15 protein-coding genes are annotated in these 15882 nt (G+C 69.2%); 2 read left to right on the forward strand and 13 right to left on the reverse strand.

What is annotated here, in order from left to right:
- Positions 1-226 precede the first annotated feature (226 nt).
- The gene (gene ettA, locus EER27_RS07960; RefSeq protein WP_123087499.1) at positions 227-1891 is read left to right on the forward strand and encodes an energy-dependent translational throttle protein EttA; all 1665 of its coding nucleotides are present in this window, start codon (positions 227-229) and stop codon (positions 1889-1891) included.
- A 90-nt stretch (positions 1892-1981) separates the two neighbouring features.
- The gene (gene pyrF / locus EER27_RS07965) at positions 1982-2794 is read left to right on the forward strand and encodes an orotidine-5'-phosphate decarboxylase (RefSeq protein ID WP_123087500.1); all 813 of its coding nucleotides are present in this window, start codon (positions 1982-1984) and stop codon (positions 2792-2794) included.
- Positions 2795-2878: 84 nt separating this feature from the next.
- On the opposite strand, the gene EER27_RS07970 is transcribed toward pyrF, so the two are convergent.
- The 13 genes from EER27_RS07970 to gspE form a co-directional block, all read right to left on the reverse strand.
- Positions 2879-3787 carry a glycosyltransferase family 2 protein gene (locus EER27_RS07970; RefSeq protein ID WP_123087501.1) on the reverse strand — a complete coding sequence of 303 codons (909 nt, stop codon included), beginning with the start codon at positions 3785-3787 and terminating at the stop codon, positions 2879-2881.
- Positions 3771-4604: a glycosyltransferase gene (locus EER27_RS07975; protein WP_123087502.1), complete on the reverse strand. Its 834-nt coding sequence runs from the start codon at positions 4602-4604 to the stop codon at positions 3771-3773. The genes EER27_RS07970 and EER27_RS07975 overlap by 17 nt, the downstream gene beginning before the upstream one ends.
- Positions 4605-4622: 18 nt before the next feature.
- Positions 4623-6779: a type II secretion system secretin GspD gene (gene gspD / locus EER27_RS07980; RefSeq protein WP_223807246.1), complete on the reverse strand. Its 2157-nt coding sequence runs from the start codon at positions 6777-6779 to the stop codon at positions 4623-4625.
- Positions 6780-6900: 121 nt separating this feature from the next.
- A complete protein-coding gene (locus EER27_RS07985) occupies positions 6901-7710 on the reverse strand; it encodes a general secretion pathway protein GspN (protein WP_123087504.1) in 810 nt (269 codons plus the stop codon).
- Positions 7700-8326, reverse strand: coding sequence for a type II secretion system protein GspM (gspM, locus tag EER27_RS07990; protein WP_123087505.1), 627 nt, complete (start codon positions 8324-8326; stop codon positions 7700-7702). Before gspM ends, EER27_RS07985 begins: the two co-directional genes overlap by 11 nt.
- Entirely contained in the window at positions 8304-9542 is a 1239-nt protein-coding gene (locus EER27_RS07995) for a PilN domain-containing protein (RefSeq protein ID WP_123087506.1), read from the reverse strand. Before EER27_RS07995 ends, gspM begins: the two co-directional genes overlap by 23 nt.
- On the reverse strand, positions 9539-10408 hold the full coding sequence (locus EER27_RS08000) for a type II secretion system minor pseudopilin (protein WP_123087794.1): 870 nt from the start codon (positions 10406-10408) through the stop codon (positions 9539-9541). Before EER27_RS08000 ends, EER27_RS07995 begins: the two co-directional genes overlap by 4 nt.
- Before the next feature lie 32 nt (positions 10409-10440).
- Positions 10441-11112, reverse strand: coding sequence for a prepilin-type N-terminal cleavage/methylation domain-containing protein (locus tag EER27_RS08005; RefSeq protein WP_123087507.1), 672 nt, complete (start codon positions 11110-11112; stop codon positions 10441-10443).
- The gene (xpsI, locus tag EER27_RS08010) at positions 11109-11546 is read right to left on the reverse strand and encodes a type II secretion system protein XpsI (protein ID WP_123087508.1); all 438 of its coding nucleotides are present in this window, start codon (positions 11544-11546) and stop codon (positions 11109-11111) included. Before xpsI ends, EER27_RS08005 begins: the two co-directional genes overlap by 4 nt.
- Complete coding sequence (gene xpsH, locus EER27_RS08015) at positions 11543-11998, reverse strand: type II secretion system protein XpsH (RefSeq protein WP_123087509.1); 456 nt, start codon at positions 11996-11998, stop codon at positions 11543-11545. The genes xpsI and xpsH overlap by 4 nt, the downstream gene beginning before the upstream one ends.
- A 50-nt stretch (positions 11999-12048) precedes the next feature.
- Positions 12049-12483, reverse strand: coding sequence for a type II secretion system major pseudopilin GspG (gene gspG, locus EER27_RS08020; protein WP_123087795.1), 435 nt, complete (start codon positions 12481-12483; stop codon positions 12049-12051).
- 215 nt (positions 12484-12698) lie between these two features.
- Positions 12699-13916 (reverse strand): type II secretion system protein XpsF, encoded by a 1218-nt coding sequence (gene xpsF / locus EER27_RS08025; protein WP_123087510.1) that lies wholly within the window; start codon positions 13914-13916, stop codon positions 12699-12701.
- Between the two features lie 112 nt (positions 13917-14028).
- Positions 14029-15735 carry a type II secretion system ATPase GspE gene (gene gspE / locus EER27_RS08030; RefSeq protein WP_123087796.1) on the reverse strand — a complete coding sequence of 569 codons (1707 nt, stop codon included), beginning with the start codon at positions 15733-15735 and terminating at the stop codon, positions 14029-14031.
- Positions 15736-15882: the final 147 nt, after the last annotated feature.

Raw genomic sequence — 15882 nt, forward strand, 5'->3', positions numbered from 1 at the left:
TTTGACCGCCGGTCATCTGCCCGCGCCGGGAACGCGTCGCCGGGCGTGCCGAGCGCCTGCCTGGCCGGTACTCCTGCGCCCTCTCGCCCACCGCGCCTGAACGCCCGTCCCAGCGGGGGCCGGCCCCGGGGCGGGCCGGTGGCCCTATAATTCGCGGCTATCCGGATTCCATCCCGACCCTGGCCCTGCCTCGCGCAGGTTGCCGTCGCCTGCCTGCGGAGCCCCCATGTCGCAATACATCTACACCATGAACGGTGTCAGCAAGACCGTTCCGCCCAAGCGCCAGATCATCAAGGACATCTCGCTGTCGTTCTTCCCGGGCGCCAAGATCGGCCTGCTCGGCCTGAACGGCGCGGGCAAGTCCACCGTGTTGAAGATCATGGCCGGCGTCGACACCGACTTCACCGGCGAGGCACGCCCGGCCACGGGCATCAAGGTCGGCTATCTCGCCCAGGAACCGCAGCTCGATCCCGAGCACACCGTGCGCCAGGCGGTGGAAGTGGGCGTGGGCGACGTGCTGAGCGCGCAGGCCGCGCTCGACAAGATCTACGAGGCCTATGCCGACGAGAACGCCGACTTCGACAAGCTTGCCGCCGAGCAGCAGCGCCTGGAAGGGATCCTCGCCAGCGGCGACGCGCACACCCTGGAGCACCAGCTGGAAGTGGCCGCCGATGCGCTACGCCTTCCGCCGTGGGAGGCCGTGATCGGCAAGCTGTCGGGTGGCGAGAAGCGCCGCGTCGCGCTGTGCCAGCTGCTGCTGCAGAAGCCCGACATGCTGCTGCTGGACGAACCGACCAACCACCTCGACGCCGAGTCGGTGGAGTGGCTGGAGCAGTTCCTCTCGCGCTACACCGGCACCGTGGTGGCGGTCACCCACGATCGCTACTTCCTCGAGAACGCGGCCGAGTGGATCCTCGAACTCGACCGCGGCCGCGGCATTCCGTGGAAGGGCAACTACACCGCGTGGCTCGAGCAGAAGTCCGAGCGCCTGAAGCAGGAAGAGAACACCGAGAAGGCGCGCCAGAAGGCGCTCGCCAAGGAACTCGAGTGGGTGCGCAGCAACGCCAAGGGCGGCCGCAGCAAGGGCAAGGCACGACTGGCCCGCTTCGAGGAGCTGAACTCGGTCGAGTACCAGCGCCGCAACGAGACCAACGAGATCTTCATCCCGCCGGGCGAGCGCCTGGGCTCGTCGGTGATCGAGTTCAAGAATGTCTCCAAGAGCTTTGGCGACCGCCTGCTGATCGACGACCTGAGCTTCATCATTCCGCCGGGCGCGATCGTCGGCATCATCGGCCCCAACGGCGCCGGCAAGTCGACCCTGTTCAAGATGATCACGGGCCAGGAAGTGCCGGACAAGGGCGAGATCAGCAAGGGCCCGAGCACCAAGATCGCCTACGTCGACCAGAGCCGCGATGCGCTGACCGGCAACCACAACGTGTTCCAGGAAGTGTCCGGCGGCGCCGACATCCTCAACATCAACGGCGTGGAGATCCAGTCGCGCGCCTACATCGGCCGCTTCAACTTCAAGGGCCAGGACCAGCAGAAGCTGGTCGGGGCGCTGTCGGGCGGTGAACGCGGTCGCCTGCACCTGGCCAAGACCCTGCTGCAGGGCGGCAACGTGCTGCTGCTGGACGAACCGTCCAACGACCTGGACGTGGAAACCCTGCGTGCGCTCGAAGACGCGCTGCTGGAGTTCCCGGGCTGTGCGGTGGTGATCAGCCATGACCGCTGGTTCCTGGACCGCATCGCCACACACATCCTCGCGTTCGAGGGCGACTCGCACGTCGAGTACTTCCAGGGCAACTACCGCGAGTACGAGGACGACAAGAAGCGTCGCCTCGGCGCGGAAGGCGCGCAGCCGCACCGCTTGCGCTTCAAGGCTCTGAAGTAAGCAACACGATGGACCGGCACGACGCCCGTTCGCGGGCGTCGTCGTCGCGGCAACAGCACGATTGATGACGGAATCCAGCGAGGATTGTCGATGAGCTTCATGCAGGCACTGCGCGCCCGTTGGGCCGATTCCCATTCGCTGGTCTGCGTCGGCCTCGACCCTGAGCCGGCCAAGTTCCCGGCGGCGTTCTCCGGCGACGACGATGCGGTGTTCCACTTCTGCCGCGACATCGTCGACGCGACCGCGCCGTACGTGTGCAGCTTCAAGCCTCAGATCGCGCACTTTGCGGCGTTGCGCGCCGAAGACGCGCTGGAGCGGCTGGTCGCGCACATCCATACCGCGCACCCGGGCATCCCGGTGATCCTCGACAGCAAGCGCGGCGACATCGGCAGCACCGCGCAGCACTACGCCAGTGAAGCCTTCGATCGCTACGGTGCCGACGCGGTCACCGCCAACCCCTACCTCGGCCGCGATTCGGTGCAGCCCTTCCTCGACCGCGCCGACCGCGGCGTGGTGATCCTGTGCCGCACGTCCAATGCCGGCGCGGGCGACCTGCAGGACCTGCTGGTCGCCGACCGGCCGCTCTACCAGCACGTCGCGGCCAAGGTCGCCAACGAATGGAACGCGCACGGCAACTGCATGCTGGTGGTCGGTGCCACCTGGCCGGAGCAGCTGCGCGAGATACGCACGATCGTCGGCGACGTGCCGTTCCTGGTGCCGGGTGTGGGCGCGCAGGGCGGCGACGTGCAGGCGGTGGTCGAGAACGCGAAGACCGCCGACGGCACCGGCCTGGTGGTCAGCAGCTCTCGCGCCGTGCTGTATGCCTCGTCCGGCAGCGACTACGCCCAGGCCGCGGCGCAGGCCGCGATGGCGCTACGCGACCAGATCAACCGGTATCGCTGATCCGGCATCGTTGGCCCGGAATCGTTGATCGCAAATCGCTGATGCGGTTTTCGTGACCCGCACGGGCCGGATGCGCCCGGAGCGTCAGCCGCGCCGCCACCACGCGCGGGCCGCGGCAATCGGAAAGCGCAGCCAGATCGCGGCGAACACCGCGCCGCGCATCAACCGGCCGTGCCCGGCGGCTTCGAACTTGTCGAAATAGCGCCACAGCCCGCGGTGCTTGTGCCACTCCACGAACAGCGGACGCGAACGGCTCGACACACCGCGCACGTGCACCACGCGCACGTCGTTGGCGACGGCGACCAGCGCGCCGGCCGCATGCGCGCGCCGGCACAGATCGAGGTCCTCGGCATGCAGGCGGTAGCCTTCGTCGAAACCCTCGATGCGTTCGAACAGCGCGCGCGGCATCAGCATCAACGCGCCCGACACCGCCGACACCTGCTGCAGCGGCTGCTGTTCGTCGATCGCGATCTCCAGCGTGAACGCACGACCCCGCAGGGCGTGGGACAACATCGCGCCGAAGTCGGGATCGCGCCGCCGTGCCGCGCCGTCACGCAGCCCCGTCTCGTCGACCAGATCGGCACCCAGCAGCGCCTGGCCTCGCCCGAAAGCCAGCTCGCGCAGGCGCGCCAGGGTGCCAGGCTCGACCAGGCAATCGGGATTCACGAACGCGATCCAGGCCGCGTCGGCACCGTCGCGGGCAGCACCGTCGGCGGTGACTTCGCGACCGGCAAGATCGGCAACGCCCTGATTGCAGGCCACCGCGAACCCGGGATTGTCGGGGTTGGCGACGAAGTGCACGCGCGGATCGGCGAGCGCGTGTCGTTGCACGACGTCCAGGGTGCCATCGTCGGACGCGTTGTCGACCACGCGAATCGCCACCACGCCGTCGGCGGCGCGCAGGCGTGACAGGCAGTCGTCGATGGTCGCAGCGCTGCGGTAGCTGACCACCACCGCGGCGATGCCACCCAGCGGATCAGGCGAACAGGTCACGCTGCGCCTCCTCCGGACCGATGTCGTCGTATAGCCGCACCAGTTGCTGACGCAGGTCGCGCAGCGGGTCGCCCATCAGGAAGCCGGCGATGCGCGCGTGCCAGTCCGGCCAGCGCGCGGAGAGCGCGTCCATGTCGCCATCGAACGGCCTGCCCTCGCCTTGGCGCGCGACGAAAGCGTTTGCGCACAACACATTGCGCCACCCCATACCGGCCAGGCGCAACGACAGATCGGTCAGCGCCGCGCACCACGAGCCGTAGCTGGTCGCGTCCAGGCCGCCAAGGCGCCGCCGCGCGCTGCCACGCAGCAGCACGGCGTGGGCAATGGCGGCGGGAAGTTCGGGATGCACGGCCGGCATCCGCGCCGCCGCACGGGCCAGGCGCTCGGGCTCGGACGGCAACGGGTCGATCTCGCCGATACGCGGCCAGGCGGCGGCCTCGCCGGCGTTGCTCCAGGTGGTCGCGGTGGCGATCGCGCCGTCGCTGCGCAGGCAATCGTCGAGGTGTTCCAGCCAGCCCGGCAGCGGCACCGCATCGGCGGCCAGCACGGCCACGTCGGCGTCGCCGCAGGCCGCCAGCACCTGGTCGAGGTGGGCGACCTCGCCGACACCGCGCTGGCGCCGCGTGTAGTCGGCCTTCAGGGCGGTGCGTGCCATCCAGCGCTCGATGATCGCGTAGCCGCGCGGCCCGGCCTGGGCATCGTCGGCCAGCCACACGCGCGTGCCTGTCGGCGTGCCGGCTTCGAGCGCCGCCAGGCAGGCATCGAGGGCGTCGTCATCGACGCCGACCGGCAGGACGACGACCGGCAGTTCACGCATGCCGTGCGACTGCCGGGGTCACTTGCTCTGCGGGGTGAGCGGTCGCATCGCCCGGAAGCGGCGACCGTACTCGTCCGTGAGCGTGCGAGCCTCGCGCGGGTCGCGCACGATGGTCGGGGTGATCAGGATGATCGTCTCGGTGCGCCGGTTGTTGCTGGTCTGACGGCCGAAGAGACCACCGATGACCGGGATGCGGCTCAATCCGGGCAAACCACTGGAACCACGCCCCACCTCGTCGGTGATCAGGCCGGCCAGCATCACCGTGTCGCCGGTCTGCACCGCGGTCTCGGTCTTCAGCTTGCGGGTGTTGATGGTGACGTTGACCTCGTTGTTGGCCCTGGCCAGCGGCGAGCTGACTTCCTGCACGATGTCCAGGAACACGGTGCCATCGCGGGTCACGCGCGGGCGCACCTTGAGGATCACGCCGGTGTCCAGGTACTGGACCTGGCTGACCGTGTTGTCGCTGCCGGTTCCCGGGTTGATCGAGGTGGTGGTGATCGGAATCCGGCTGCCGACGTTGAGCGTTGCCTCGGCGTTGTTGCGGACCATCACCGACGGCGTCTGCAGCAGGGTCACGTCGCTGACCTTGTCCAGTGCGGTGATCACCGCCGCTGCGTTGCGCCCCAGGAAGGTCCAGGCCAGGCCGCCGACACCGTCCGCGTTGACGTCGCGCACGCTGCCGCGCAGATCGCCCCAGATGTCGCGTCCCAGTCCGCTGGGCAAGCCCGCGCCACCGCCGGCCACCGGGGCGTTGACCGCCTGCTCGAAGAACCAGTTGACGCCGTACTCAAGCTGGCCACCCAGCGCGACCTCGACCACCTGCGCCTCGATATGCACCTGCAGCGGCATCACGTCCAGGCGTTCGATCACGTCCTGGATCGACTTCCACGCCTGCGGGCTGGCGCGCACCAGCAGCGAGTTGGTCTCGTCGACCGCCGACACGCCCACCTTGCGCCCCTCGACCTCGAAGCTGACGCTGCCGCTGCCGCTCTGGCCGGAGCCGAGCGACAGACTGCCGCCATTGCTGCCGCTGGTGCCACTACCGGTATCGGTGCTGCCCATCGCGGCGCCACCGTCCTTGTCGCCGCTGCCGTTGGCGGCACCGCTGCTGAGATCGACCGGGCTGGTGCCCGGCATCAGTGAGGGATCGCCACTGCCGCCGTTGCTGCCACCACCGCCGCCGAACACTTCGGACAGCCGTTGGGCCAGGTCGCGTGCCTTGATGTACTTGAGCTCCTGCGTGTACAGCTGGATGCTGTCGCCGGCGCCGTCGATACGCTCAAGCCACTGCTGGATGTCGTCGAGGTAATCCGCCTGCGGGGTGATCACCAGCACCGCGTTCGCCGATTCGATCGGCATGAAGCGGAACATGCCCGCAACGGGCGACTTGCTGGACTCGCCGAACACGCGTTCGAGGTCCTGCACGACGCGGCCGGCGCGCCCGCTCTGCAGCGGGAACACACCGACCGACATGCCCGACAACCAGTCGACGTCGAAGATCTCGATCGTGCGCAGGTAGTTCTCGAGCTCGGCCTGGCTGCCGCCGATGCTGAGCGTGTTGCGTGCGCCATCGACGTTGATGATCGCGTTCTGACGCGCATAGGGCTTGAGGATCTTTTCCATCTCCGTCGCGGAGACGTACCGCAATGGCACGGTGCGTACCTCGAAGCCGCGCGCGGTCGAGGCCGAGCCGGTGCGTGGCGCGACGTTGCCCGCCAGCGCCTGATCGGCCGGCACGATGTTGTAGCGGCCGCCGCTGTAGACCATGCGGGCGTTGTTCCAGCCCAGCACCATCTCCAGCAGGTTCATCGCGCTGGCCGGGCTGACCGGCTTCGGCGTGGCCAGCGTGACGGTGCCTTGTACGCCCGGCGCGATCACGTAGTTCTGTCCGAGCAGGTCGCCCAGGATGATCTTGACCACCCCGTGCAGTGACTCGCCTTCAAAGTTGAACTTCGCATCGCCGGAGGTGCCGGCGAGATTCGGTGGCGACGAGCTGGCCGCTTCGCGGTTGATGACCTGGCCGGTGCCGCGGCGGATCTGCGGCCGGGGAAGGCCGTCGTCCTTGGACGCCTCCAGCGGCGCGGTGGTCACGTCAGACGCGCCTGCCTGCCCACTGGGGACCGAGGGCTGCGGCGCCTGGCCGGCGCGGCGGACATCGGCAACCGGCGCGCTCATGCACGAGGCGAGCAGCGAGGTGATGGTGACGGCCAGTACGCCGCGTCCCAGGACGGTGCGAAAGGGAGCGGGAGTCCAGGCAGTGATGCCCGATGGGTTGCGAGGGTTCATTGCTTGCACTCTACGGGCTCTCGGCCGGCGGCTGGGAGTTGGTGGATTGCTGGCGCAGCTGTTCGCGGCGCGCCTCGATGCGCTGACGGATCGCTTCCATCTGCGCCTGGTCGGTCATGGGGGCCTGATCGGTCGGCGGCTGGGCCGGCTCAGGCGGTGGAGGCGGCGGCGGAGCGGGAAGCGCGGCGTCGGGATTGGGCGGCACGGCCTCGGGCTGGATCACCTGCCCGGACGACGCCATGGCGGCCGCGGCCGCATTGGCCGAATCGGGTTTTGGCTGCGCGCCAGCACTGCTGCTTGCCGTTGGCGCCGCACCGCCCTGCCCGTCGAACACGCGCAGATCGAGCGTACGCGGGCCTTCAGGGCCCTCGAATACCGCGCTGCGGGGCTCCAGCGAGGCCAGTCGCCACGCCGGCTTCTGCTCGGCTGCCTCACCCAGTTTGATGCGCAGCGACTGGCTGCCATCGGGCGATTGCACGATCACCATGCGCAGCGAGGGCGTGATCAGCACGCTGGTCAGCACGAAATCGAAATCGTTGCTTTCGGGTTGCTCGCCCTCGCCCTGCACGAAGAACGGCTTGGGTTTGCGGTCACTGGTGAACAGCGGCCGCGCGGCGATCTCGTTGTACTGGTCCAGCCCGCCGATGCGTCCGGTGGTGGCCGCCGGCAACGGTGGCAGCGCGGGTTGAAGCGAGGCATCGATTTCACGCGGCTGGATCCGCCCGCCCATGCCGGCCAGGGCGAGCGCCCAGGCGAGGACGGCCCAGCCGGCAGTCGCGGCCAGCAACCAGGTACGCGGACCGGCATCGTCAAGGCGCACGCGTCACCCCCGCGACCGGCCGCAGGTAGCCGTAGAGGTCGAAGGACACATCCAGGCCAGCATCGTTGGTGTTGTTGTCCTCGCCGGTTCCCGGCACGAAATACATGCGCTGTGCGAGCACGTTGAGGTTTCCGACGAACAGCCGCGGCGAGCCGTTCTCGAGCGAGTGCAGCACGCTGGCCAGCTCCGGGTTGCCGCAGCGCAGGCGCACCTGCACGACCACCCGGGTGAAGGTTTCGCGCGTGGTCGACTCCAGCGGCGATCGGTTGGTGATCGCGCAGCTGCGGTTGCCCGGGCTGGCCTCGGACACCGCGGTTTCGAGCCGCTGGATCAGGCTTGCCGTGGCCAGTTCGGCGCTGGCTTCGGCCAGGAAACCCGGCCGCTGGGCAAGCTGCGTGCGCGCCTGCGCCAGACGCTGGTTGACCTGCGGTGCCTGCGCAAGTTGCGAGCGGATCCGCAGTTCGCGTTCGCGCAGCGTGTCGATGCGCCCGTTGACCTCGAGCATCGGCACGCTCCACCACGGGTGCACCAGCAGCGCGTAGGCAACGCCCAGCGCGGCCAGCAACAGGCCCAGCGCCAGCCAGCGGTCACGATCAGCGAACGGGAGCGTTGCCATTGGCAGCCTTGGGTTGCACGGGGGCCGTGGTGGCGATGGCGAGTTCGGCGGTCAAGGTGAAACGATCGCGTCCGGAGCCCGGGTCGGGTTGCAGCGCGCCACCGAAGGCCGGCGATCGCCACAGCTTGCTGCCCTGCAGTCGGCCAATCAGGGCGGCGGCCTCGTTGCTCAGGCCGATCAGCATCAGCCGGTTGTCCTCGATCGACAGCTTTTCCAGGTAGGTTCCGTCGGGCAGGCGGCGTGCCAGTTCGTCGACCACCTCCACCGCGCTCGGCCGTCCGGCACGGGCCTTGTCGAGGAAGGCCTGACCTTCGATGAGGCTGATCAGTTCCTGGCGCTGGGTGGCCGCACGGCGTGCGGGTTCGGCCTGTTTGGCGATGCGCTGCTCGAACGCGGTGGCGGCGGCGCGACGGTTCTCGAGCAGTTGCCACAGCGTGGCAGCGACGGCGACCAGGGCCACCGCAGCCAGCGCGAGGTTCCAGCCGCGCCAGGGGTCGGCGTGGTGACGTCGCTGGGCCAGCGGCAGCAGGTTGACCCGCAGCGGCGCACCGTCCGTGGCGGCGAGGTCCACGCCGGCAAGCGTTGTGGCCAGCGGGCCGAGCGCCGCCAGTTGGGCATCCAGCGCGCGGCGCGGCACCGCGACCAGCTCGACGTCGAGCTGGCCATCGCCCTCGCGGCGACCCAGCACTCGCGCATCGAACGCCACGGCATCGACGGTGAAGGGGGTCTGCCGGTCGATCTCGAATCCGACCACGTCGCGCAGTCGCTCGGCAGCGGCGGCCGGCAACGGCATGCGGCGGCGCAGGCCGCTGGCGGCAGGCAGCAGCAGCCAGCGCGGCAAGGCCGCGGCGGCAGGGCTCAGCACCCGGGCGAGGAGATCACCATCGGGCGTCAGCGCGGCGCCGGCCAGGTCGGGAGTGGTGAGGACGGGTTCGCCCAGCGCGCCCGCCGCGACATGGTCGACCGTCTGCGGCGCCGGCAAGACGGCAACGTCCTCGATCGCGTCACCGCGCTGCAGGCGCAGCGACAACGTGTCGCCATCGACGTGCAGCAGCAGGCGGCCGCGATCGAGACCGAGCACGCGACGCTGGCGCGGCGACAGCCACGACGCGAGCGAGCGCCCCCACCATGAAAAGAAGCCGCCCGTTCCCGGCGCCAGCCGAGCACCGAGGCGCCGCAACCCGTCCTGCGACAGGCGGTCCTGAACCGAATTCATCGTGGTGAAGCTCCCTCCTCCCAGCGCAATGCGGTGTATGCCATCCCAGGCACTGCGTTGCCGCCCACGCGCACGACGCCCCGCAGCACGGACTCGCGCCCATCGGCGAGCCGAGCACGGCTGTCGATACTATACGTTCCGCTTCGACTGCCAACGAGCGGCACGCCGCCGGGCCCACCGGGTCGTGGCAACCCGGTCAACGGATCGATGTTGCCACGCTGTGCGACCACGGCCGCACCGTCCATGCCCATCGCATCGAGTACCTGCGCCGACGCAAACGCCGGTTCGGGCCGGGCCATGCCGCTGTAGACGGTGACGTGCGGCTCGATACTGGCATACAGCGCGGGTGTGAATCCGAGCACCTGTTCGAGTTCCGCGATGCCTTCGAACTCGGCGTCCTTGGCGCCGTACGGACGCCCGGCGCTGGCGTAGTCGGCGTCTTCGCCGCCGCCGGCAACCTGGGTGAGGCTGTCCAGATCGCGCCAGTCAACGATGGCCGCGGCCAGTCGGGCCGCCTCGGCCTGGCTGCTGCCCAGCACGCGCAACAGCTCGGTCAACAGGGTCAGGTCGGCCTGGTTGATGTCGACCTTGCCGTTCTCGTCGACGATCTTCACCGTCACGTCGGCATCGGCGTAACGCCAGGTGCGGGCGCTGCCGTCGGGGCGCCACTGGCGACGGGCGTCTTCGGCATCGACCCGGGTCAGCGCGTACTCCAGGCCGGCGCGAGCGGCGTTCTGCGCGACCAGTCCACGCACCAGCACCTGCGACTGCATCGCCTCGGTGCGTGCCGCCAGCGCAAAGCCGCCCACCAGCGCGGTCAGCAACGCCAGCAGCCACAGCACCAGCAGCAGCGCGGCCCCGCGCATGCCCTGCGACGCGGTCGCGGTCCGACGGACGATCACAGTATCTCTCCGTTGGCGGACGCCGCGCCCGCGGTCGCCGTGGCCATCGGCAGGGCCACCACCAGCGGCGGCCACTGGCTGCCGTCTGCGTCGCGCAGCGTGACCTCGATCAGCAACGGCAGCTGCTCGACGGCCGTCCATTGATCCTGCCAGGCGCCCAGCTTTCCTTCCGAATCCAGCGCGCGATAGCGGAAGCGCGCCGACTCCAGCCCTTCGACCAGCACCTCGGGCGGCCGCGGCACGCGGTCTTCGATGGTCTCGCCGGACTGCACCAGACCCAACGTCAACAGGATGCGGCCGTTCTGGCCGCCACCGTCGACGCTGAAGTCATGCAGGTAGGGCCCGCCCTGGCCGAGGTAGTCCGGCAGGTCGGCGACGAAGCGCATGCGCTCACCGTCACCAATGAACCGCTGCGGCAGCAGGCTGGCCGTGTCGGTGTCGAACGCCACCGGACGCGCCGCCGCGATTCGCCGGCGCAGGAAGCCCTGCACCGCGCGCATGCGTTCGCTGCGCTGGGCCATGACTTCGCCGCGCTGGACGGTCTTGGTGGCAGCGCCCAGCGTGCCGAATGCCAGCGCCAGGCCCGCGGCCAGCAGCGCGGTGGCAAGCAGCACTTCGATCAGCGTGAACCCGCGCGAGCGACGCGGCAGGACGGGCATGGCGTTCATTGCGTCAGCACCGCGTTGGCGTCCGGCTGCCCCAAGCGCAGGCTGCGCATCTGCAGGCGCCGGCCACTGCTCTCGCCCTCGCCCCACTCCACGGAGAGTGCGACCTCGAAGATCGGGCGGGCGCCAGGCGCCTGTGGCTGACCCGCCGTCGAGGGATCGCGCCATGGCTTGACCACCAGGTTCCAGCGATAGCGACCTTCCTCGAACTCGCCGCTGCGCTGCTCGTCCTTCAGCGGGGCCTCCAGTCCGACCTGGTCGATCAACGATTGCGCATGCAGGGCCGCGCGACCTGCGTCGCCGGACCAGCGCACCTGGCGTGCACCGCCCGACAGCGTGCCCAGCAACAGGGTCAGGCCCGCAGCGAGCAGTGCGAATGCGACGATCACCTCGAGCAGCGAGTAGCCCCGGCTGTCGCGGCGCGCGGACGGCTTCACGGCTCGGTCCTCACAGGCGCGACCTTGACCTGCCCGGTCAGCCAGGCGATGTCGATGCGCCAAGTCGCCTTGTCGGCGTTGATCTCGATGCGGCCGCCGGTCGCGGCACCGTCATTGAAGAACATCACCGCGCCCTGGCCTCGTACGGGCAGCGCCTCGCGCGCGCCGATGAAACGCACGCCCAAGGCCGCGGGAATCTCGCCGCGACGCCCGTTGGGTGCTTCCCAGGTGTGCGCCTGGGGATCGATGATGAAACGCTGCGATTGCCCGGTAGCCAACGCGTGCGCGCGGGTGTAGCGCAGTTGCGATGCGATCTCCTTGGCCGCCGAGCGCAACTGCATTCCGCGGAAGCCGCCGCCGAGCGCGCCTGCCGCAAGCACGCTGATGCCGGCGATCAAGGCGATCACCAGCAGCATCTCCATCAGCGATACACCGGATTGCGTTCGCTTCATCGTCGGCAGCACCTCTCACGCATCGGCGGGCGCCGACGCGCGTGGGCGCATCACTCGTAGCGGAAGTCGGCGTCGGTACTGGAACCACCGGTCTTGCCGTCCTTGCCGAGCATCACCAGGTCGTACGGCCGGCCTTCACCGGGTGCGCGATACTCGATCGGATGGCCCCAGGGGTCCTTGATCTCGGTCGCCTTCGCGTACGGTCCCAGCCAGCCGGTCACGTCGCCGGGCTGCGTCACCAGCTCGTCGAGCGAGGTCGGCAGGCGGCCGGTGTCCATCTGGAACGAATCGACCTTGCCGGCCAGCGTCTGCACCTGCGCCTTGGCGATGTTGTAGTCGCCACGGTCCTTGCCGCCGATCACGCGATTGCCGACGAAGGCGAGCACGGCGCCGATCAGCACGATCACGATGATGATCTCGATCAGGCTCATGCCGCGCTGGTTGGCGGGCGACGGGGAGCGGGCGATGGAACGAAGATTGCGCATGTGGTTCATCCGTGGATTGGGCCGGGAAGCATCCCGGCTACGTCGGGACCGGCCCGATTCTAGGGCCGGCAGGTTCGGTTCTGGCGACCCCGCCAGGGGGATCACCCAAATGTCGCGCAGGCTCCCGCATTCATGGCACCCAGGCGGGTCGGCATTCAACCCGCCGTTCAGGCCGGCAGGATGAACACGCCTGGTTGGACAAACACGGCGCCGGTTCAGCCGATCGCGTTGGTGAGGTCGTACAGCGGTGTCAGCACCGCCAGCACCACCACGCCCACCAGCCCGGCCAGCACCACCGTCACCACCGGCACCAGCGCCGCCAGCATCCGGTCCAATGCCAGACTCGTTTCCTGCTCGAAAGTTTCCGCGGTCTTGACCAGCATCGCGTCGAGCGCGCCGGATTCCTCGCCGACCTGGATCATCTGCAGGGCCAGCCGCGGGAATCGCTTGCCCTTGCCCAGTGCGGTCGACAGGGCCACGCCGTTCTTGACCTCGGTGGCGGCGGCCTCCACGTCGGCGGCCAGCACGCGATTGCCCATCACGTTGCGCCCGATGCCCAGCGCGGCCATCAGCGGCACGCCATTGCGCACCAGCGTGCCGAGCGTGCGCGCGAGCCGGGCGGTTTCGATCTTGGCGACCAGGCTGCCGGCGAAGCGGCGGCGCAGCAGCCAGCCATCGAACGCCTCGCGGAACACCGGGTTGCGCCGCTTGCGGTCGAACCACAACAACGCCGCGCCCGGCACGGCCAGCAGCAGGATCCACCAGTCGCGCACGAACAGGCCGACGCCGAGCACGATGCGGGTGAACGTGGGCAGCGTCGCGTCGAGGCTCTCGTACATCACCGCGAACTGCGGCACCACGTAGCCCAGCAGGAACAGCAGGCTGAGCCCGACCATCACCAGCAGGATCACCGGGTAGATCAGCGCATTGATGACGCGCCCCTGCAGTGCGCGCGATCGCTCGAGGTAGTCGGCCAGGCGCGCCAGGGTTTCCTGCATGCTGCCGCCGGCTTCGCCCGCGCGCACCATGTTGATGTACAGCCGCGAGAACGTGCCGTGCTGGCGTTCCAGCGCGGTCGACAGCGAGGTACCGCCGCGCACCGCATCACGCACGTCGGTGAGCGTGCGCTTGGCGGCGTCGTCCTCGGGCAGCTCCAGCAGGATCGTCAGGGCGCGGTCGAGTGGCTGGCCGGCGCCGAGCAGCGTCGCCAGCTGCTGGGTGAACTGCACCAGCCGCTCGCCGGCGAACGGCTTGGCCTTGAACAGGTCCTTCCAGACCGATGCTCCGCCGCCCTCGCTGGCCAGGCGCGCCTCGATCGGCAGGTGGCCCTGCTCCTGGAGCCGCTGCACGACCTCGACTTGGCTGCCGGCTTCCATCTGCCCGTCCAGCGTCTCGCCGCGCGCGTTGAGCGCTTTGTAGTTGAACAGGGGCATGGGTCAGCTGCGGTTCGTCGGGGCTGTCGGGGCCGTGCGCGGATGACCGCTCGCGGACGCACGAGCGGGCCGTTCTGGAGCGTGGCGGCAACCCACGCCCGGTGCGGCGGCGTTACGCATCCTCGGTCACCCGCAGCACTTCCTCGATCGTGGTCTGTCCGGCCATTGCCTTGACGATGCCATCCTCGTACATCGTCCGCATGCCGGCCGCGCGGGCGATCTGTTCCAGCTCGCCCATCCCGGCATGGCGCATGACCGCACGCCGCAGTTCGTCGTTCATCACCATGAACTCCATGATGGTGGTGCGCCCCAGGTAACCGGAGGGCGCGAGCGCCGAACCGCGCGGCCGGTACAGGCAGATCTCGCCTTCGGGCTGGTAACGGCGCAAGCCGAACTTCTCGATCTCTTCGGGCGATGCCGGGTACTTCTCGGCATGCGTCGGTTCCAGTCGACGCACCAGTCGCTGGGCGAGGATGCCGTTGATGGTCGAGGTCAGCAGGTAGTCCTCGACGCCCATGTCCAGCAGGCGCGTGATGCCGCCGGCGGCGTTGTTGGTGTGCAGCGTGCTGAGCACGAGGTGGCCGGTCAGCGCGGACTGGATGGCGATCTTGCACGTCTCCAGGTCGCGCATTTCGCCGATCATGATGATGTCCGGATCCTGGCGGACGATCGAACGCAGCGCGTGCGCGAAATCCAGGCCGATCTGCGGCTTGGCCTGGATCTGGTTGATGCCCTCGATCTGGTATTCGACCGGGTCCTCGACGGTGATGATCTTCACGTCGGGGGTGTTGAGCTTGCTCAGCGCGGTGTACAGCGTGGTGGTCTTGCCCGAGCCGGTGGGGCCGGTGACCAGCATGATGCCGTGGGGCTGGTCGAGTACCTTCTGGAACTGCGGCAGGAACTCATTGGTGAAGCCCAGCCGTTCGAAATTCAGCACCACCGTCTCGCGATCGAGCAGGCGCATCACCACCGACTCGCCGTGCGCGGTCGGCACCGTGCTCACGCGCAGGTCCAGCTCCTTGCCCTGCACGCGCAACATGATGCGGCCGTCCTGCGGCAGGCGTCGCTCGGCGATGTTGAGCTTGGCCATGATCTTGATGCGGCTGATCACCGCCGCGGTGAGGTTGGCCGGCGGGCTTTCACCCTCGGCCAGCACGCCGTCGACGCGGTAGCGCACCTTGAGGCGATTCTCGAACGGCTCGATGTGGATGTCGGAGGCGCGCAGTTCGACCGCGCGCTGGATCACCAGGTTGACCAGTCGGATGACCGGCGCCTCGGAGGCGAGGTCGCGCAGGTGCTCGACATCGTCCAGGTCGCTGCCCTCGCCTTCGGCGGTCTCGACGATCGCGCCCATCGCGCTGCGGCCCTGGCCGTGCCAGCGTTCGATCAGGTCGTCGATTTCCGAACGCAACGCGACCTTGGCGCGAACCTCGCGACCGGTGGCCAGGCGCAGGGCATCCAACGTGTACGTGTCGTGCGGATCGGCCATCAGCACGTCGACCGCCGCTTCGCTCTCGGCGATGGCGCAGACATGGAACTGCTTCATGAACTTGCTGGTCAGCAGCACGCCCTCGGGCGGCAACTCGGGCGCGTCCTTGACGCTGACCAGCGGCAGGCCGAGCACTTCGGAGACCGTCTCGGCATGGTCGCGCTCGGACACCAGGCCGAGCCGGGACAGCAGGCCGAGCAGGCTGCCACCGGTTTCTTCCTGCAGGCGCCGCGCACGGCCCAGGTCGGGGTCCTTGAGCCGGCCGCGCGCCAGCAGGGCATCGACGATGCGCTCGTCGATCTCGTTGGCGGGCGGACCGCCACCGGGCAGGCCGTTGTCGGCCACGCCATTGCCGCTGGGCTGCGGATTGGTATCGCTTGCGACCGCGTTCACGTCGACCTCCTCCAGTGAGGGGTCGACTTTAGCAGCTGCCGGCGGCGACCCGGCGCGTCGCCGGTCGCATTCGCCGCCGCACGG

It is taken from the genome of Montanilutibacter psychrotolerans (assembly GCF_003719825.1).
Lineage (GTDB): Bacteria > Pseudomonadota > Gammaproteobacteria > Xanthomonadales > Xanthomonadaceae > Montanilutibacter > Montanilutibacter psychrotolerans.

Bases quoted from the DNA above. Each gene is read 5' to 3' on its own strand.
- ettA (WP_123087499.1), top strand. From the start codon at position 227: ATGTCGCAATACATCTACACCATGAACGGTGTCAGCAAGACCGTTCCG.
- pyrF (WP_123087500.1), top strand. From the start codon at position 1,982: ATGAGCTTCATGCAGGCACTGCGCGCCCGTTGGGCCGATTCCCATTCG.
- EER27_RS07975 (WP_123087502.1), bottom strand. From the start codon at position 4,604: ATGCGTGAACTGCCGGTCGTCGTCCTGCCGGTCGGCGTCGATGACGAC.
- gspD (WP_223807246.1), bottom strand. From the start codon at position 6,779: ATGAGCGCGCCGGTTGCCGATGTCCGCCGCGCCGGCCAGGCGCCGCAG.
- gspM (WP_123087505.1), bottom strand. From the start codon at position 8,326: ATGGCAACGCTCCCGTTCGCTGATCGTGACCGCTGGCTGGCGCTGGGC.
- EER27_RS07995 (WP_123087506.1), bottom strand. From the start codon at position 9,542: ATGAATTCGGTTCAGGACCGCCTGTCGCAGGACGGGTTGCGGCGCCTC.
- EER27_RS08000 (WP_123087794.1), bottom strand. From the start codon at position 10,408: ATGCGCGGGGCCGCGCTGCTGCTGGTGCTGTGGCTGCTGGCGTTGCTG.
- EER27_RS08005 (WP_123087507.1), bottom strand. From the start codon at position 11,112: ATGAACGCCATGCCCGTCCTGCCGCGTCGCTCGCGCGGGTTCACGCTG.
- xpsH (WP_123087509.1), bottom strand. From the start codon at position 11,998: ATGAAGCGAACGCAATCCGGTGTATCGCTGATGGAGATGCTGCTGGTG.
- gspG (WP_123087795.1), bottom strand. From the start codon at position 12,483: ATGCGCAATCTTCGTTCCATCGCCCGCTCCCCGTCGCCCGCCAACCAG.
- xpsF (WP_123087510.1), bottom strand. From the start codon at position 13,916: ATGCCCCTGTTCAACTACAAAGCGCTCAACGCGCGCGGCGAGACGCTG.